We start from the raw sequence: 18,246 nt of genomic DNA, 5'->3' as shown, positions 1-18,246 counted from the left end.
CCGGACGCCCCCGTTGGCAGGATGCCGCCCATGCCCTACCTCACCAGCCCGGTCCTCGCCGCCGGCACCCTCTCCCGCACCCCGCAGCCCACGCTCCCCACCGGCGACGGGCTGGTGCTGCGCCCCTGGCGCACCGAGGACGCGCCCGCCGTGCACGCCGCCTTCCAGGACCCGGTGCTGCGCCACTGGCACGTCCGGGCCGCCGACTCCGAGGAGGAGGTGCGGGGCTGGATCACCGAGTGGCAACGGGCCTGGAAAGGTGAGCGCAACGTGCAGTGGGCGGTCGCCGACGCGGCGGACGACCGGCTGCTCGGCCGGGTCGCGCTGCGGGAGATGGTGCTCGGCGACGGGGTGGCCGAGGTCGCCTACTGGACGACGGCCGACGCCCGCGGCCGGGGCGTCGCCGCGCGGGCCACCCGCACCCTCGCCCGCTGGGCCCTGGACGAGATCGGCTTCCAGCGCCTGGAACTCTCGCACGCCGTGGCCAACGAGGCCTCGTGCCGCGTCGCCGAAAAGACGGGCTTCGCCCTGGAGGGCATCAAGCGCAGCGCCCTCCTCCACACCGACGGCTGGCACGACATGCACCTGCACGCCCGCGTACGAGGCGACTGACGGAGGCGTGGCCCGCGGGGCGCGGGGCCTGCTGGGCGTCGCCGTGTGGGTGGTCGTGGGCCGGTGGAGGCGTTACGCCGCCGTTGCGCCCTCCTGCTCGGCCTCGATGCGGGCGTTCCACTCGCGCTTGGAGGCCTGCCAGCCGTCCTCGTTGTGGCCGAGTCGCCAGTAGCCGGAGATGGACAGGTCCTCGCGGGGGACCTCCCGCTCCAGCCGCAGGTACCGGCGCAGGTCCTTCACGCAGGCCGCCTCGCCGTGGACGAACGCGTGCAGCCTGCCCTCGGGGAACTCCAGCGCGCGCACGGCCTCGACCAGGGCCTGCCCGACCGGGCGGCCGGCGCGGTGCAGCCAGACCACCTCCACGTCGGAGTCGATCTTCTGCTCCTCCTCGGGCCCCTCGATCTCGACGAAGGCGAACGCGCGGGCGCCGTCGGGCAGCGCCTCCAGGGAGCGGGCGATCGCGGGCAGCGCGCTCTCGTCACCGGCGAGCAGGTGCCAGTCGGCGGCGGGGTCGGGGGCGTAGGCGCCGCCGGGGCCCATGAAGTGGATCTCGTCGCCGGGCCGCACCCGCCTCGCCCAGGGCCCGGCCAGTCCCTCGTCGCCGTGGATGACGAAGTCCAGCGTCATCTCGCGGTGCTCGGCGTCCCAGTGGCGGACGGTGTACGTCCGGGTCACCGGCCACTGCTCGCGGGGGAACTCCTCGCGGATCCGCTCCATGTCGAAGGGCTCCGGATAGGTCGCGCCCCCGGAGGGGAAGAGCAGCTTCACATAGTGGTCGGTGCAGGTGTCCGCCGCGAACGCGGAGAGCCCCTCGCCGCCGAGCACCACGCGCTGCATGTGCGGGGTCAGCCGCTCGGTGCGGACGACCTGCGCGGTGTGCGGCTTGCGCGGCTTGCGTGCCGGACGGTCTGCCATGACGGCCTCCCTGCTCCTGAGTTAGGTATACCTAAGCTAGCATCCCGGCCCGGCGTGTGGCTCAGGGAAAGGGGCGCCGCGTGCCGCCGCTCAGGCGGTGAGCGTGGTCAGCAGCCGCTGCAGCGACCCGCCCAGCCCCCAGCGGGCCGCCAGCGCGTCCAGCGCCTCGGCGTCGCGCGGTCCGTGCGGCAGCGCCGTGCCGGTGTCCGGCAGCGGCACGTCGTCCGCCACCCGGACGACCTTCGGGGCCACCGCGAGATACGGCCCGGCCTCGGTCAGCCGCTTGCGCTGCGTGGGGGTGAGCTTCGCCTTCGGGTCGTCGACGGCGGCCTGGATCCCGGCCAGGTCCCCGAACTCGGCGAGCAGTTTCGCCGCCGTCTTCTCGCCGATGCCGGGCACGCCGGGCAGACCGTCGCTCGGGTCGCCGCGCAGCAGGGCCAGATCGGCGTACCCGCCGCCGTCGACGCCGTACTTCTCGCGCAGCGCGGCCTCGTCGACGAGGTTGAGCGTGCCGACGCCCTTGACCGGGTAGAGCACGCGCACGCCGCGCGCGTCGTCGACCAGCTGGTAGAGGTCGCGGTCGCCGGTGACGATGTCCACCGGGCCCGTGGCCCGCGCCGTGTAGGTGCCGATGACGTCGTCCGCCTCGTATCCCGGCACACCGACGCGGGCGATGCCGAGCGCGTCGAGGACCGCCTCGATGACCGGCACCTGCGGGGACAGCGTGTCGGGCACCTCCTCCTCGTCGGGGCCCGCCGGGCGTTCCTCGGCCACCCGGTGTGCCTTGTAGGAGGGGATCAGCTCCACCCGCCAGTGCGGTCGCCAGTCGGCGTCCATGCAGGCGACCAGGTGGTCGGGCCTGTGGTCCTTCACCAGGCGGTCGATGAAGTCCAGCAGCCCGCGCACGGCGTTCACCGGCGTGCCGTCGGGCGCCCGTACCGAGTCCGGCACGCCGAAGTAGGCGCGGAAGTAGAGGGAGGCGGTGTCGAGAAGCATCAGTCGTCCGGTCACGCCTCGCATCATGCCGCAGGTGAGGTGGGTGAGGGACGGGGGGCTGTGAACTGAGTCACTCATATGTTTGGCGCATAAGGATCGGGGCAGGCGCGCACCCGGGCCGAAGCTGGTTGATGCATTCAACTGTTAGGGGAGCTTTGGGCCCTGTCCCTGCCCCCGAGCCAAGAGGTAAGCGTGTCAGCCAGACTAGAGGCCGAGAACCTGTACAAGGTCTTCGGCAGGAAACCGGACCAGGCAGTCGGACGACTGCGCCAGGAAGACGTCCGCAAGGACCAGGGGGACGTCCGGGAGGAACTGCGCGCCGACGGCACCACCGCCGCGGTCATCGACGCGTCCTTCACCGTGGAGCCCGGCGAGATCTTCGTGGTCATGGGGCTGTCCGGATCAGGCAAGTCCACGCTGCTGCGCATGCTCAACGGTCTGTCGGAGCCGACCGCCGGGCACGTCCGCTTCGGGGGCCAGGACCTCACCGAGCTCAGCGACCGCGAGCTGCGCGAGGTCCGTTCCAAGAAGATCAGCATGGTCTTCCAGCACTTCGCGCTCTTCCCCCACCGCAGCGTCCGTGACAACGCTGCCTACGGTCTCGAAGTGCAGGGCGTGCCCCGCGCCGAGCGCGAACGCCGCGCCGACGAGGCGCTCGCCCTGTGCGGCCTGGCCGGCTGGGAGAAGTCCTGGCCCGACGAGCTGTCCGGCGGCATGCAGCAGCGGGTCGGCCTGGCCCGCGCGCTCGCCACCGACGCCGACCTGCTGCTGATGGACGAGTCCTTCAGCGCCCTCGACCCGCTGATCCGCCGCGACATGCAGGACCAGCTGCTCGACCTGCAGAAGACCCTGAAGAAGACCATCGTCTTCATCACCCACGACCTCAACGAGGCCATGCGCCTGGGCGACCGCATCGCCATGATGCGCGACGGCCGGATCGTGCAGATAGGCACCGCGCAGGACATCCTGATACGTCCCGCCAACGACTACGTCGCCTCCTTCACCAAGGACGTCGACCGCTCCCGCGTCCTGACCACCGGGTCCGTCATGGAGACCGACCTGCGCGGTGACGAGGCGGACTGCGACTGCGAGACCGCCACGCCCGAGACGCCGTTCTCGGAGCTGTGCGCGATCAGCGCCCGCGTGCCCCACGCGGTGGCGGTGGTCGACGGTGACCGCCGGCTGGTCGGCGTCGTCCCGGCCCAGCGGCTCATCGGCTTCCTCGGCGACGAGGACGACGTCGTCCCCGGCGTCTGCGGCAACCCGCGGGACAAGGGCGGCAAGAAGGTGATCAGCCGTGCCTAGGATCCCCCTCGGCGACTGGGTCAACAGCAGCGTCGACTGGCTGCTCGACAACGTCTCCTGGCTCTTCACCTTCTTCAAGAGCGTCTTCACCGGCGCCTACGACGGCATCAACGCCGTCCTCCAGGCCCCCGAGCCGCTGCTGCTCGCCGGCATCTTCGCCGTGCTGGCCTTCTGGCTGCGCGGCACCGTCGCCGGTGTCCTCTCCTTCGTCGGCTTCGCCTTCATCGACTCCCTCGGTCTGTGGGAGAACGCGATGGTCACCCTGGCGCTCCTGCTGGTCGCCACGATCATCGCCCTGGTCGTCTCGGTGCCGGTGGGCATCTGGGCGGCCCGCTCGGACCGGGTGAGCGCCTTCGTCCGGCCGGTCCTGGACTTCATGCAGACGCTGCCCGCGATGATCTACCTGATCCCCGCGATCCTGTTCTTCGGGACCGGTTCCGCCCCGGGCATCGTGGCCACCCTCATCTTCGCCCTCGCCCCCGGCGTCCGGATGACCGAGCTGGGCATCCGCCAGGTCGACAAGGAACTGGTCGAGGCGGCGGAGGCGTTCGGCACCACGCCCCGCAACACCCTGCTGCGCGTCCAGCTCCCGCTGGCGCTGCCCACCGTGATGGCGGGCGTCAACCAGGTCATCATGCTCGGCCTGTCCATGGCCGCGATCGCCGGCATGGTCGGCACCGGCGGCCTCGGCGGCGACGTCATGGAGTCCATCGGCCAGCTCAACGTCGGCCTCGGCGCCGAGGCCGGTGTCGCCATCGTGATCCTGGCGATCTACCTGGACCGCATGACCAGCGCGCTGGGCACGCACGTCTCCCCCCTGGGCCGCCGCGCCGCCGCCAAGGCGCGCGCCGCCAAGGGCCTGAAGATCTGGTCCTACCGCCCCCAGCCGCAGGTCGCCGTGATCGGCATCGTGATCCTCGCCCTGGTGGCCGGCGGCATGGGCATGTTCGGCGGCAGCTCCGACGACGCCGACACGGCGGGCGGCGGCAACAACGTCGGCAACGGCAAGAAGGTCTCCATCGGCTACATCCCCTGGGACGAGGGCGTCGCCTCCACGTTCCTGTGGAAGGAGATCCTCGAACAGCGCGGCTTCGAGGTCGAGGCCAAGCAGTTCGAGGCCGGTCCGCTCTACACCGCGCTCGCCCAGGGCAACATCGACTTCCAGACCGACTCGTGGCTGCCCACGACGCACGAGCAGTACTGGAAGAAGTACGGCAAGCAGCTCGAGGACCTCGGCTCCTGGTACGACCAGACGTCGCTGGAGCTGACCGTTCCGGCGTACATGAAGGACATCAACACCCTCGACGACCTCAAGGGCAAGGCCGGCCTCTTCGGCGGGAAGATCACCGGCATCGAGCCCAGCGCCGGTGAGATGAACCTGCTCAAGAGCAAGGTCCTCAAGGAGTACGGCCTCGACAAGGAGTACAAGGTCGTCGACAGCTCCACGCCGGCGATGCTGGCCGAGCTGAAGCGGGCCTACAGCAAGCAGGAACCGATCGTCACCACGCTGTGGTCCCCGCACTGGGCGTACAACGACTACAAGCTGAAGAAGCTGAAGGACCCCAAGAACGCCTGGGGCAAGGGCGACGGCGTGCACTCGCTGTCCCGCAAGGGCTTCTCGGACGACAACCCGGTCGTGGCCGAGTGGCTGAAGGACTTCTCCATGACGGAGAAGCAGCTCACCAGCCTCGAGGCCGAGATCAACAAGGCCGGCAAGGGCCGGCAGCAGGACGCCGTCCGCACCTGGCTCAAGGCCAACCCGGGCGTCGTCGACAAGCTCGCCCCGGTCGAGGGCGGCAGCGGCGGCACCCCCGCCGAGGCCAAGCAGGCCCTCGACGTGGCCTGGTTCCCCTGGGAGGAGGACGTCGCCGTCACCTACCTGTGGAAGAACGTCCTCGAGCGCCGCGGCTACAAGATGAACCTCAAGCAGATGGACGTCGGCCCGGTCTACACCGGCCTGGCCTCCGGAGGCATCGACCTCAACTTCGACGCGTGGCTGCCGTACGCCCAGAGCAACTACTGGAACAAGCACAAGGACAACCTCACCGACCTGGGCACCTGGTACGAGCCGACCTCCCTGGAGATCGCCGTCCCCTCGTACGTGAAGGACGTCAAGTCCCTCGCGGACCTCAAGGGCAAGAGCGACCTCTTCGACGGGAAGATCATCGGCATCGAGCCCGGCACCGGTGAGATGCAGCTGCTGAAGAACGAGGTCCTGCCGGGCTACGGCCTGGAGGACGAGTACGAGGTCGTCGACGGCTCCACGCCCGCCATGCTGGCCGAGCTCAAGCGCGCCCTCGCCAAGAAGGAGCCGGTCGCGGTCACCCTGTGGTCGCCGCACTGGGCCTACAGCGACTACGAGCTGACCAAGCTGAAGGACCCGAAGAAGGCCTTCGGCGAGGGCAACACGATCCGGACCATCTCCAGCAAGGACTTCCCCGAGCAGTACCCGCAGCTCACGAAGTGGATCAAGAACTTCAAGATGAGCGAGGACGAGCTGGGCAGCCTGGAGGCCGAGATCAAGGACCGCGGCCAGGGCCAGGAGGAAGAAGCCGTCGCGGCCTGGCTGAAGGACCACCCGGACATGGTCGGCCGGATGACCCCCTAGCAGCGCGGTACTGCTTTCTGACGGTCACCCCGAGGGGTGGGCCCGGCGGCGTCTCCTGACGGCGCGCCGCCGGGCCCACCCCTCGGGTCGTTCCCGGACCGGACACGGTAGGAATTCGGCCAACCACGGAGCGCCAGGCCCCGGCCTGAGCATCCCCCGACCGGGGGCGCGAGCGGCTGGCGGGAACATGCGGGACCGTCCACGCCTTGAACCGGTAGGGCGCGCGGACCCGCCCGTCGATGGCGAGAAACGTGAGGTCGCGGCCACCGCACCGTGACATCGATGTGACGGCCGCATGAAACGGTTTGCCGAACATGCGTAGGGTGCAGAGAACTCATCAGGACGACGGGTGGAGGAGGGAGCCGGAGCGATGGGCGACCACAAGGATCAGCACCTCCGGGTGGGCGCGGCCGTACGGCGGCGGCGCCGGGACCTCGAACTCACCCTCGCCGTGGTGTCCGAGCGCAGCGGCCTGTCCGTGCCCTTCCTGAGCCAGATCGAGAACGACCGGGCGCGGCCCAGCCAGACCTCCCTGGAGAAGGTGGCCGACGCCCTGCGCACCACCGCCGTGGAGCTGCTCGCCGCGGCCGACCCCGCGTGCAGCGTCGACGTGGTCCGTGCCGAGGACCCCGACCCCGAGCTGGCACCCAGGGTGCGCTCCCTGGTGCGCGGGCACCACCAGATGCACGCCTTGGAGTTCACCGGCGACCACGACGCCGGCCGGGAACTGCAGTTCCGCAACGACCAGTTGATGTTCGTCGCCGAGGGTGCCGTGGAGATCGAGGCCGAGGGCCGCGCCTACCGCCTGGGGCGCGGCGACACGCTGTACCTCACCGGCGGGGTGCGGCACCGCTGGCGGGCCACCGTGCCGGACACCCGGCTGATCGTCGTCGCCGTCGCCGAGCACATCGAGGCGGTCCGGGAAGGGCCCCGCCGGTGAGGCCGCGCCGGTGAGGGTGGTCTCGCTGGTGCCGTCGCTGACCGAGGCGGTGGCCCGTACGGTGCCGGGCGCCCTGGTCGGCGCCACCGACTGGTGCACCCACCCGGCCGCCCTCGACGTCGTCCGCGTCGGCGGCACCAAGAACCCGCAGACCGAGCGGATCCTCGCCCTCGCCCCCGACCTGGTCGTCGCCAACGAGGAGGAGAACCGCGCCCCCGACCTCGACGCCCTGCGCGCGGCGGGCGTCGAGGTGCTGGTGACCGAGGTGCGCACCGTCCCGCAGGCCGTCACCGAGCTGGACCGGGTGCTGACCGCCTGCGGCGCGCCCTCCCGGCCCCGCTGGCTGGACGAGGCGCAGGCCGCCTGGGCGGACCCGCCCGTCCCCGGGCGGCGCGTCACGGCCGTCGTGCCCGTCTGGCGCAGGCCCTGGATGGCGCTGGGCCGGGACACCTTCGCGGGGGACGTCCTGGCCCGCCTCGGCGTCGACCACCTGTACGCCGGCCATGCCGAGCGCTACCCGAAGGTCCCGTTGGACGAGCTGCGGGCGGCCCGCCCGGACGTCGTGGTGCTGCCGGACGAGCCTTACCGCTTCACCGCCGACGACGGCCCGGAAGCCTTCCCCGGCCTGCCCTGCGCCCTCGTCGACGGGCGGTACCTCACGTGGTACGGGCCGTCACTGGCCCGGGCGCCCCGGGCGCTGGCCGCGGCCCTGCGAGCAGCCCGCCGCTGAGCAGGCCCCGGGCGGTGTGCACGGCGGCGACGGCCCAGGCGGCGACGAGCAGGGCGTACAGGGCGACGGCGAGCCCGTCGTAGACGACCAGCCCCGTCTCCCGGGCCAGCGCCTCGGTGCCGGTGACACAGGTGCCCACCGGGAAGGTGAAGGACCACCACGTCATCGAGAAGCGCATGCCCTCCCGGCGGGCCCGCACGACGTGCGCGACGGCGAACGCCAACCACATCAGGGCGAAGCCCGTCACGGGCACCCCGTACAGCACGGCGAAGACCGAGAAACCCTCGGCGTACGGCCCCGGCAGGACACCCGGCGCCACGTCCGCGAACTTCCCCACGGCGGTCGTCGACTGCCCGAGCGGGCCGAGGACGAGGAACAGCGACGGGGTGAGCGCCAGCGGCAGCGGGCCGCCGGTGAGCAGCCTGCCGAAGATGACCGGGAGCGTCACCAGGGTCGCGCACAGGCTCACGCCGAACAGCGCGACGCAGGCGAGGAGCAGCGTCTGGCGGGGCTGCCCCGGCGGGAGGTGCGGGACGAGCAGCGGGCCGACGGCCGCGGACACCATCGGTGCGACGAGCGGCAGCAGCCACACCGGGCTGGCCTGCCCCGGCTCGATGCGGTGGCGTACGCCCATCAGGTACGGCACGGCGACCGCCGCCGCGAGCCCGATCACCGTACCGGCGGTGAACAGCACGGTGTCCAGGGCGACCGCGGCCGACGTGCCGGTCCAGTCCCGGCCGAGGGTCAGGGCGCCGCCGCCGACCGCCAGCAGGGCCATCGACAGACAGCCGTAGAACGGGGCCGCGGCCGGGTCCAGGAGATGGGCGCGGGCCTGGTCGCGGTGGTGGCGCCAGTGCAGGGACCGGGCGGCCAGCAGCACCGCCAGCAGGAGGAGGGACAGGGCCCAGACCGCGGTGCACACGGCCCGCAGGCCGGGCACGTGCCCGGGGAGCGCGGCTCCCGCCGTACCGACGATGGCGGTGCCCATGACGCAGGCGTACCAGTTGGGTCCGAGATGGCGCACGGCCGGGACCCGCCGGACGGCCGGGCCGACGGCGGGGGAGGGGGAGGGCGCGGGAGAGCGGTGCTGGGCTGCGGTGACCATGGCTCCACCGTCCCGGCGGGCGAAGCCCCTGACCAGGGACCATGTCTCTATGAGGGCATAAGCTGGGGTTATGAGCGGTGGCAGGGGCGGCAGTACGGGCGAGGGCACGGGCATCGGCGCGGACGCCGTGGCGGGCGGGCGCGACACCCGGGCGCGGCACGCGGCGGGTTCGCTGGCACACCGGGTGCCGGACCTCGGTGCGATGGAACTGCTGCTGGCGGTGGCGCGCCTGGGCAGCCTCGGCGGGGCGGCGCGCGAGCTGGGCATCACGCAGCCGGCCGCCAGCAGCCGCGTCCGCTCGATGGAACGGCAGCTGGGCGTCGCCCTGGTGGACCGCTCGCCGCGCGGTTCCCGGCTCACCGACGCGGGCGCGCTGGTCACGGACTGGGCACGGCGGATCGTGGAGGCCGCCGAGGCGTTCGACGCGGGCGCGCAGGCGCTGCGCGACCGGCGGGACTCACGGCTGCGGGTCGCGGCGAGCATGACCATCGCCGAGTACCTGCTGCCGGGGTGGCTGGTCGCGCTGCGCACCCAGCTGCCGGACACGGCGGTGTCGCTGCTGGCGGGCAACTCGGCGGCGGTGGCCGAACGGCTGCTGGCCGGCGAGGCCGATCTCGGCTTCGTGGAGGGGGTGAGTGTCCCGACCGGCCTCGACTCCGCGGTCATCGGCCACGACCGGCTCATCGTGGTGACCGCGCCGGGCCACCCCTGGGCCCGCCGCAGGCGCCCGCTGGAGGCGGCGGAGCTGGCCGCCACGCCGCTGATCCTGCGGGAGAAGGGCTCGGGCACCCGGCAGGTCCTGGACGCGGCGCTGGGCGGCCTGGCCCGCCCGCTGATCGAACTGTCCTCGACCACGGCCGTGAAGGCGGCCGCGGTGGGCGGCGCGGGCCCCTCCGTCCTCAGCGAACTCGCCGTCGGCGAGGAACTGACCACCCGGCGCCTGGTGAGTGTCCCCGTGGCGGACGTCGTCCTGGCCCGCGACCTGCGAGCGGTGTGGCCCACCGGCCACCGCCCCACCGGACCGGCCCGCCAACTGCTCTCCCTGACCCGGGCGTAGACGCGCGGCCGGAGCGTCCCAGCACCGGTCGCGCACCGGTCGCACCGGCGCGGCGGCCGGCCTGGTGGTGGCATTCCGTCGGGGGCCTCAGCCCGCTCGTGACGCGTCCACCAGTGCTCGCATCACGCGCGCGTCCTCGCCCATCTCCGGGTGCCACTGGACGCCCAGGACCCAGCCGGGCGCGGAGGGCAGTTCGACGGCCTCCACGGTGCCGTCCGCCGCGTGGGCCGACGCGATCAGGCCGGTGCCGAGCCGGTCCACCGCCTGATGGTGGTACGTCGGCACGAACGCCTCCTCCGGTACGGCACCGGCGTACAGCGTCCCCGGCACCGGCCGGACCGGGTGGCCGCCGAACACGCCCACCACCTCGGCGTGCCCCTCGATGTGCTGGACGAGGGTGCCGCCCAGGGCGACGTTGAGCAGCTGCATGCCCCGGCAGACGCCCAGCAGCGGGACGCCCGCGGCCAGGGCCGCCTCGATGAGCGCCAGCTCCCAGGCGTCCCGGGCCCGGGACGGCGGGCCGGTGCGCGGATCGGGCTCGGCGCCGTAACGCACCGGCTCCACGTCCGGGCCGCCCGCGATCACCAGCCCGTCGAGGCGGGCGACGGCCGCGGCGGCGTGCTCCGGCGCGTCCGGCGGGAGCATCGCGGCCAGCCCGCCCGCCCGCTGCACCAGCCGCGGATACCCGGCCGGCAACAGCACCGCCTCCAGCTCCCACACGCCCCAGCGCGCGCCGGACTCCAGATACGTACTGACACCGATCAGCGGCCGGTCGGCCATCCGCCCTCCAGACAATGAACCGTTCTCATACCTTTGCCGGAGCGTGCGCCCCCGGCAAGGCGCTCAGGTCAGGAACCCGCGCAGCAGCGCCGCCGTCCCCGCGCAGTGCTCCCGCGCGATCTCCCGCGCCCCGTCCGCGTCCCCGTCGAGCACCGCCTCCACCAGCGCCGCGTGCTGGCGCTGGGAGTGCTCCAGGTTGCGCACCAGCAGCGGGATGCAGTCGAGCAGGTCGTTGAGGGTGGCGCGGACCGCCGCGTACTGCGCCGCCAGCGCCGGTGAGCCGCACAGCTCCGCCAGGGTGAGGTGCAGCATCGTGTCCAGCCGCCGGTACTGCGCCAGCGGCGCCTCCCGGGTGCCGGCCAGCGCCTCGCGCAGCCGCGCTGCCCCCGGGTCCGGCAGTCCGTGCGCCGCGCACAGCCCGGCCGCGCCCGCCTCCAGCACCTCCCGGAAGCGCAGCACGTCCTCGATGTCCACCCCCGCCACCCGGCGCCGCAGCTCGTCCTCGCCGCCCGCGTCCGCGCGGGGCAGCACGAACGTTCCGCCGTAGCGCCCCCGTCGTGCCTCGACCAGCCCCTGCTCCTGGAGCACCCGCAGCACCTCGCGCAGCGTCACCCGGCTGATCCCCAGCCGCTCCGCCAGTTCCCGCTCGGCCGGCAGCCGCTCGCCCCCCGCCACCAGGCCCAGCCGGACGACCTGGAGGATCTGCTCCAGCGCCTCCTCGAAGCCGTTTCCGGCCCGCACCGGTCGCAGGACCGGCGCCAGCCGGTCCGTCACGCTCCCGGCACCCCCGGCGGATTCCTCCCACACGCCGCCGCGCCCCCTTCCCAACCAAAGGTTCCCGGCAATACCTTATGGCTCCCGGCCAGAAGGAGGCTCTCCCCGTGGCAGACCGCACACCCCCGCTCGGGGTCGAGGAACTGCACGCCCTCGTCGCCGCCGGTGACATCGACACCGTCGTCCTGGCCTTCCCCGACATGCAGGGCCGCCTCCAGGGCAAGCGGTTCGCCGCGCGGTTCTTCCTCGACGAAGTCCTGGAACACGGCACCGAGGGCTGCAACTACCTCCTCGCCGTCGACGCCGACATGAACACCGTCGACGGCTACGCCATGTCCTCCTGGGACCGCGGCTACGGCGACTTCGCCCTGCACGCCGACCCGGCCACCCTGCGCCGGCTGCCCTGGAACGAGGGCACCGCGATGGCCGTCGCCGACCTCGCCTGGGAGGACGGCTCCCCGGTGCTCGCCGCGCCCCGCCAGATCCTGCGCCGCCAGCTGGAACGGCTCGCCGGGCACGGGTACACCGCGCAGGTCGGCACCGAGCTGGAGTTCATCGTCTTCCGCGACACCTACGAACACGCCTGGGACGCGGGCTACCGCGGCCTGACCCCGGCCAACCAGTACAACGTCGATTACTCGGTGCTCGGCACCGGCCGCGTCGAACCCCTGCTGCGCCGCATCCGCAACGAGATGGCCGGCGCCGGTCTCACCGTCGAGTCCGCCAAGGGCGAGTGCAACCCCGGGCAGCACGAGATCGTCTTCCGCTACGACGAGGCCCTGGTCACCTGCGACCAGCACGCGGTCTACAAGACCGGCGCCAAGGAGATCGCCGCCCAGGAGGGCATGTCCCTCACCTTCATGGCCAAGTACAACGAGCGCGAGGGCAACTCCTGCCACATCCACCTCTCGCTCGCCGACGCCGACGGTCGCAACGCGATGGCCGACGGGACCGGCATGTCCGAGGTCATGCGGCACTTCCTCGCCGGACAACTGGTGGCACTGCGCGAGTTCTCCCTCCTCTACGCCCCGCACATCAACTCCTACAAGCGTTTCCAGCCCGGCTCCTTCGCCCCCACCGCCGTCGCCTGGGGCCACGACAACCGCACCTGCGCCCTGCGCGTCGTCGGCCACGGCCGCTCGCTCCGCTTCGAGAACCGGCTCCCCGGCGGCGACGTCAACCCGTACCTCGCGGTGGCCGGCCTGGTCGCCGCCGGACTGCACGGCATCGAGCAGGGGCTGGAGCTGCCCGGCCCCTGCCCCGGCAACGCCTACGCCGCCGACTACGAGCACGTCCCCACCACCCTGCGCGAGGCCGCCGAGCTGTGGGAGAACAGCACCCTCGCCAAGGCCGCCTTCGGGGACGAGGTCGTCGCCCACTACCGCAACATGGCGCGCGTCGAACTGGACGCGTACGACGCCGCCGTCACGGACTGGGAACTGCGCCGCTCCTTCGAACGCATGTGAGGCACCGGTTGTCCGAGAAACTCCCCGACGAGCTACGTGTACTGAATCCCGCCACCGAAGAGGTCGTCGCCACCGTCCCCGCCGCCTCCGCGGCCGACGTGGACGCCGCCGTCGCCCGCGCCGCACGGGCCCAGACCGCCTGGGCCGCCCTCGCCCCCGGCGACCGGGCCCGGCTGCTGCGCCGCTTCGCCGCCACCGTCGACGAGCACCTGGAGGAGCTGGCCCGCCTGGAGGTCCGCCAGGCGGGGCACCTGCTCGGCAACGCCCGCTGGGAGGCCGGCAACGTCCGTGACCTGCTCGACTACGCCGCCGGGGGAGTGGAGCGGCTCACCGGACGCCAGATCCCGGTGGCCGGCGGCCTGGACGTCACGCTCCTCGAACCGCTCGGCGTCGTCGGCGTCATCGCCCCCTGGAACTTCCCGATGCCGATCGCGGCCTGGGCCACCGCACCGGCGCTCGCGGCGGGCAACGCGGTCCTCCTCAAGCCCGCCGAGACGACCCCGCTCACCGCGCTCCGCCTGGCCGGACTCGCCCTGGACGCGGGCCTTCCCGAGGGCCTGTTCCAGGTGCTGCCCGGGCACGGGCCCGTCGCGGGGGACGCGCTCGTCGAGCACCCGGGCGTCGCCAAGATCGTCTTCACCGGGTCCACGGCCGTCGGCCGACAGGTGGCCGCCAAGGGCGCGGCGCTCCTCAAGCCCGTCACCCTCGAACTCGGCGGCAAGAGCCCCAACATCGTCTTCGCCGACGCGGACATCGAGGCCGCCGCGGCCGCCACGCCCATGTCCTTCCTGGACAACGCGGGCCAGGACTGCTGCGCCCGCACCCGCGTCCTCGTCCAGCGGTCCGTGTACGACCGTTTCCTGGAACTCCTCGCCCCCGCGATCGAGGCCGTCCGCGTCGGCGACCCGGCCGACGAGAGCACCGAGATGGGTCCGCTGATCTCCCGCGCCCAGCTGGAGCGCGTCCGCTCCCACGTCCCCGCCGACGCCGCCGGCATCCGCGGCAAGGCACCCGAGGGCGGTCCCGGCTTCTGGTTCCCGCCCACCGTCCTCACCGGCGTCGACGCGCACGCGCGCGTGGCCGTCGAGGAGGTCTTCGGGCCCGTCGCCGTCGTCCTGCCCTTCGCGGACGAGGCCGACGCGATCCGCCTGGCCAACGCCACCGACTACGGCCTGTCCGGCTCGCTGTGGACCCGGGACGTCGGCCGCGCCCTGCGCGTGTCGGGCGCGGTGCGCGCCGGGAACCTGTCCGTCAACTCGCACGCCAGCGTCCGCTACTGGACACCGTTCGGCGGGTTCAAGCAGTCCGGCCTCGGCCGCGAACTGGGCCCGGACGCGCTGACCGCGTTCACCGAGACCAAGAACGTCTTCATCAGCACGGAGGCCTAGCCACTCATGACCGAGCCACACACGACCGGGGACATCATCTGCCGCCGTCTGGTCGGCCGTACCGCCGTGGTCACCGGGGCGGGCAGCGGCATCGGCCTCGCCACCGTCCGCCGGCTGGCCGCCGAGGGCGCCCACGTCGTCTGCGGCGACGTGGACGAGACCCGGGGCAAGGCCGCGGCCGAGGAGACCGGCGGCCTCTTCGTCAAGACCGACGTCACCGACCCCGAGCAGGTCGAGGCGCTGTTCGCGGCGGCGTACGACACCTACGGCAGCGTCGACGTCGCGTTCAACAACGCCGGCATCTCGCCGCCCGACGACGACTCCATCCTGGAGACCGGCCTGGAGGCGTGGAAGCGCGTCCAGGAGGTCAACCTCACCTCCGTCTACCTGTGCTGCAAGGCCGCCATCCCCTACATGCGCCGCCAGGGCCGGGGCTCCATCATCAACACCGCGTCCTTCGTGGCCCGGATGGGCGCGGCCACCTCGCAGATCTCGTACACCGCCTCCAAGGGCGGCGTCCTCGCCATGTCCCGGGAACTGGGCGTGCAGTTCGCGCGGGAGGGCATCCGCGTCAACGCGCTGTGCCCGGGGCCGGTCAACACCCCGCTCCTCCAGGAGCTGTTCGCCAAGGACCCGGAGCGGGCCGCGCGCCGTCTCGTGCACATTCCGGTGGGGCGGTTCGCCGAGGCCGAGGAGATCGCCGCCGCCGTCGCCTTCCTGGCCAGCGACGACTCCTCCTTCGTCAACGCCACGGACTTCCTGGTGGACGGCGGGATCTCCGGGGCGTACGTCACACCGCTGTAGAACACCGCGCGCGGCGTCCTACAGTGCCGGGATGAGCATGACGCCGCCGCCCGGCTGGTACCGCGACCCGTCGGCCCCGCACCAGGAACGGTGGTGGGACGGCGCCGCCTGGACGGAGCACCGCCGCGCCCCCGAACCCGTCGGGTACGGGCCGGCGGTGGGCGCCCCGGACCCCGGGCCGGGGACGCGCTCCGGCGGACGCGGGAAGGCCGTCGCCCTCACCGCCGCCGCGGCCGTGCTGGTCGGGGCGATCGTCACCGGCGTGTTCGTCCTGCGGGAGGACGACGGCGGCAGCCCGCGGACGCAGACCCCGCCGGTCACGGCGACCGCCACCGGCCCCGCGCCGGTGAGCGACCCGCCGTCCCCCGCACCCAGCGCCTCCGAGCCCTCCGCCGACGATCCGTCCCTGGTCGAGGACCAGCTCAACGGCATCACCTTCCCGCTGCCGGACGGCTGGGTCCGGCCCAAGTACGTCGCCGAGGACGACGTCATGATGACCACCGACGGCACCTACGACTGCCCCGCCGACGGCAGCGTGTGCCGGCACGGCCTCGTCGTCTCCCGCACCGTCACGGCGAACGCCGAGTCCGCCCCGAAGGTCCTCGCCCAGCAGGACATCGAGGACGCCGCCGACGACGCCTACGACCGCGACCTGATCGGCAACAAGCCCTTCGGCGGCATCGAGTCCCACCAGGAGGTGGCGTCCGGTCCCGTCGCGGTCGCCGGACGCGCCGGGTACTACGTGCGCTGGCGGGTGAAGACGGCGAAGGGGCCCGGCGGTTACGTGCAGTCGACGGTCTTCCCGTCCACCGTCGGCACCGAGTCCCCGATCCTCGTCCGCTACGTCTTCGACGCCGGCGAGGACGGACCGCCACTGGCGGACATGGCCCGGATCACCAAGGGCATCCGGCCCGTCGGCGACGCGGACACCGGCGGCGGCGTGGGCAGCGGCATCGGCCCGACGGACTGACCCCGGCCCAGGGCGCCCGCGCTACAGGAAGGTGCGCCCCTCGCCCCGGTACGTCGGCACCGTCGCCGTCACCGCGTCCCCCTCCACCAGGTGCAGCGCGTCGAACCGCTCGCACAGCTCCCCGGCCTTGGCATGCCGGAACCACACCTTGTCGCCGATCAGCAGGTCGTCGGCGGGCGAGCCCAGCAGCGGCGTCTGCACCTCGCCCGGGCCCTCCTGGGGGTCGTAGCGCAGCCCCTCGGGCAGGTACGGCACCGGCAGCCGGTCGGGTCCGGGCGCGCCCGAGGCCGGATACCCGCCGCCGAGCACGGTCACGACCCCGACCCCCGGCCGCCGTACGACGGGCTGGGCGAACAGCGCCGCCGGACGACCGCTGAACGACGTGTAGTTGTCGAACAACCGCGGCACGTACAGCCCGGAACCGGCCGCGATCTCCGTCACCGCGTCCTCGGCGGCGGTGTGCTGCACGCTGCCCGTGCCACCGCCGTTGACGAACTCCAGGCCGGGCACCACGGCCCGCACCGCCCGCACCACGGCCGCCCGCCGCTCGGCCAGTTCCCGGCGGGCGGCGGCCTGCATCAGCCGCACGGCACGCGACCGGACCGGACGCCCCGCCACCGCGTCGCCGACCCCGGCGACATGCCCCTCGTACGCCATGATGCCGACGACCTCGAACCCGGGCCGGCGGGCCACCGCGCGGGCCAGGTCGGCGACCTCGGCGGGGGAGTGCAGCGGCGAGCGCCGGGCCCCGACCCGCACCCGGCCCCCGAACAACTTCAGCGAGGTGTCCAACTCCAGGCACACCCGCACGACTTCCCGGCCGCCGTCGCCGTCCCGCGCCGCGTCGACGAGGTCCAGCTGCGCCACGTCGTCGACCATCACCGTCACCGCGGAGGCCAGTTTGGGGTCGGCGGTCAGCTCGGCGTACCCGGTCCGGTCCGCCGACGGATAGGCGAGCAGCACGTCCTCGAAACCGGAGCGCGCCAGCCACAGGGACTCGGCCAGCGTGAACGACATGACGCCCGCGAAACCGTCCCTGGCCAGGGCCCGTTCCAGCAGCGCACGACAGCGTACGGACTTGCTGGCGACCCGGATCGGCTTCCCGCCGGCCCGGCGGACCAGGTCGTCCGCGTTGGCGTCGAAGGCCTCCAGGTCCACGATCGCCACAGGGGCGTCCAGATGGGCGGTGGCCCGGTCGTAACGGGCCCGGTCGGCGGCGCGCGCAGTCATGGACGCAGCCTGCCAGACAGGATTACCGCAGGGTAGGGGGACGATCCGGGCCAATGCCACGGGCGTGCGGACTGGTTCCCCCTCGGGCGGGGTCACGTCGTAGAGTGACGCGCACGCACGGCGGGCCCGCCCCGGCGGCAGGGCCCTGGCGGCCGCGCCGGGATGATGGTCCTCCCGAGCGGGTATGCGTGCCCGGGACGGAACGGTTCCGCGCCGGGCCGGGCAGGAGACGACCACGGTCGGGACCACCGTCTTGGGCCCGTGTCGGAGAGACGGGCCGGGCCCGGGGAAACGGGGGGTGCATGAGCACGGAAGCGCGCCGCGCCTCCTTCCCCCCGCCCCCCGAGACCCCACCCCACCCGCAGACTCCACCCCACCCGCAGACCCCGCCCCGCCCTACGACGCCCCCGAGCCCCGAGCCTCCGCCGACCCCGCCGCGCCCCGAGCCCGTGCCCGGTCCGTCGTCCGCGCCGGGGCGGCCCGGCACCGTTCCCCGGTCCACCTCGCCCCGGCCGGAGTCCCCGGCCCGCCCGGCGACGCCGCCGCGTCCGGAGCCCGCGCCCGGT

General features: G+C 73.2%; 16 protein-coding genes. 10 read left to right on the top strand and 6 right to left on the bottom strand.

Annotated elements, in window-relative coordinates; translation table 11 throughout:
* Positions 1–30: 30 nt before the first annotated feature.
* Positions 31–612, top strand: a complete 582-nt coding sequence (locus BZZ08_RS21175; protein WP_198601606.1) for a GNAT family N-acetyltransferase — start codon at positions 31–33, stop codon at positions 610–612.
* Positions 613–684: 72 nt separating this feature from the next.
* Here the strand turns inward: BZZ08_RS21175 and BZZ08_RS21170 are convergent, their stop codons facing one another.
* Both BZZ08_RS21170 and BZZ08_RS21165 read right to left on the bottom strand, forming a co-directional pair.
* Complete coding sequence (locus tag BZZ08_RS21170; RefSeq protein ID WP_104633833.1) at positions 685–1,527, bottom strand: siderophore-interacting protein; 843 nt, start codon at positions 1,525–1,527, stop codon at positions 685–687.
* Positions 1,528–1,617: 90 nt separating this feature from the next.
* Positions 1,618–2,523 (bottom strand): 5'-3' exonuclease, encoded by a 906-nt coding sequence (locus tag BZZ08_RS21165; protein WP_104633832.1) that lies wholly within the window; start codon positions 2,521–2,523, stop codon positions 1,618–1,620.
* 192 nt (positions 2,524–2,715) lie between these two features.
* On the opposite strand from BZZ08_RS21165, the gene BZZ08_RS21160 reads away from it, so the two are divergent.
* From BZZ08_RS21160 to BZZ08_RS21145, 4 genes are all read left to right on the top strand, one after another.
* Positions 2,716–3,828, top strand: coding sequence for a quaternary amine ABC transporter ATP-binding protein (locus BZZ08_RS21160; RefSeq protein ID WP_104633831.1), 1,113 nt, complete (start codon positions 2,716–2,718; stop codon positions 3,826–3,828).
* A complete protein-coding gene (locus BZZ08_RS21155) occupies positions 3,821–6,436 on the top strand; it encodes an ABC transporter permease/substrate binding protein (RefSeq protein ID WP_104633830.1) in 2,616 nt (871 codons plus the stop codon). Before BZZ08_RS21160 ends, BZZ08_RS21155 begins: the two co-directional genes overlap by 8 nt.
* Positions 6,437–6,806: 370 nt before the next feature.
* Positions 6,807–7,376: a helix-turn-helix domain-containing protein gene (locus tag BZZ08_RS21150; protein ID WP_104633829.1), complete on the top strand. Its 570-nt coding sequence runs from the start codon at positions 6,807–6,809 to the stop codon at positions 7,374–7,376.
* Positions 7,377–7,386: 10 nt separating this feature from the next.
* Positions 7,387–8,106 (top strand): helical backbone metal receptor, encoded by a 720-nt coding sequence (locus tag BZZ08_RS21145; RefSeq protein ID WP_104633828.1) that lies wholly within the window; start codon positions 7,387–7,389, stop codon positions 8,104–8,106.
* On the opposite strand, the gene BZZ08_RS21140 is transcribed toward BZZ08_RS21145, so the two are convergent.
* The gene (locus tag BZZ08_RS21140) at positions 8,033–9,211 is read right to left on the bottom strand and encodes a TDT family transporter (protein ID WP_104633827.1); all 1,179 of its coding nucleotides are present in this window, start codon (positions 9,209–9,211) and stop codon (positions 8,033–8,035) included. The genes BZZ08_RS21145 and BZZ08_RS21140 overlap by 74 nt on opposite strands.
* Positions 9,212–9,281: 70 nt before the next feature.
* Here BZZ08_RS21140 and BZZ08_RS21135 point away from each other — a divergent pair, with 70 nt between their 5' ends.
* Positions 9,282–10,268 carry a LysR family transcriptional regulator gene (locus tag BZZ08_RS21135; protein ID WP_104633826.1) on the top strand — a complete coding sequence of 329 codons (987 nt, stop codon included), beginning with the start codon at positions 9,282–9,284 and terminating at the stop codon, positions 10,266–10,268.
* Positions 10,269–10,355: 87 nt separating this feature from the next.
* Here the strand turns inward: BZZ08_RS21135 and BZZ08_RS21130 are convergent, their stop codons facing one another.
* Entirely contained in the window at positions 10,356–11,048 is a 693-nt protein-coding gene (locus BZZ08_RS21130) for a gamma-glutamyl-gamma-aminobutyrate hydrolase family protein (RefSeq protein WP_104633825.1), read from the bottom strand.
* Between the two features lie 63 nt (positions 11,049–11,111).
* Positions 11,112–11,822, bottom strand: coding sequence for a FadR/GntR family transcriptional regulator (locus tag BZZ08_RS21125; protein ID WP_104633824.1), 711 nt, complete (start codon positions 11,820–11,822; stop codon positions 11,112–11,114).
* A 107-nt stretch (positions 11,823–11,929) separates the two neighbouring features.
* On the opposite strand from BZZ08_RS21125, the gene glnA4 reads away from it, so the two are divergent.
* Genes glnA4 through BZZ08_RS21105 form a run of 4 tightly spaced genes read left to right on the top strand, consistent with a single transcriptional unit; the run spans position 11,930 to position 16,450 of the window.
* Complete coding sequence (glnA4, locus tag BZZ08_RS21120) at positions 11,930–13,288, top strand: gamma-glutamylethanolamide synthetase GlnA4 (protein ID WP_104633823.1); 1,359 nt, start codon at positions 11,930–11,932, stop codon at positions 13,286–13,288.
* 8 nt (positions 13,289–13,296) lie between these two features.
* A complete protein-coding gene (locus BZZ08_RS21115) occupies positions 13,297–14,676 on the top strand; it encodes an aldehyde dehydrogenase family protein (protein WP_198601605.1) in 1,380 nt (459 codons plus the stop codon).
* A 6-nt stretch (positions 14,677–14,682) separates the two neighbouring features.
* On the top strand, positions 14,683–15,480 hold the full coding sequence (locus BZZ08_RS21110) for a 3-oxoacyl-ACP reductase (RefSeq protein ID WP_104633822.1): 798 nt from the start codon (positions 14,683–14,685) through the stop codon (positions 15,478–15,480).
* Positions 15,481–15,517: 37 nt separating this feature from the next.
* Positions 15,518–16,450, top strand: coding sequence for a DUF2510 domain-containing protein (locus tag BZZ08_RS21105; RefSeq protein WP_104633821.1), 933 nt, complete (start codon positions 15,518–15,520; stop codon positions 16,448–16,450).
* 21 nt (positions 16,451–16,471) lie between these two features.
* Here the strand turns inward: BZZ08_RS21105 and BZZ08_RS21100 are convergent, their stop codons facing one another.
* Positions 16,472–17,680: an amino acid deaminase/aldolase gene (locus BZZ08_RS21100; protein WP_104633820.1), complete on the bottom strand. Its 1,209-nt coding sequence runs from the start codon at positions 17,678–17,680 to the stop codon at positions 16,472–16,474.
* Positions 17,681–18,246: the final 566 nt, after the last annotated feature.

The organism is Streptomyces sp. MH60 (assembly GCF_002939385.1).
Taxonomy (GTDB): Bacteria; Actinomycetota; Actinomycetes; order Streptomycetales; family Streptomycetaceae; genus Streptomyces.
Note: the sequence above shows the minus strand (reverse complement) of the source record. Positions and strands in the feature narration are given on the sequence as shown.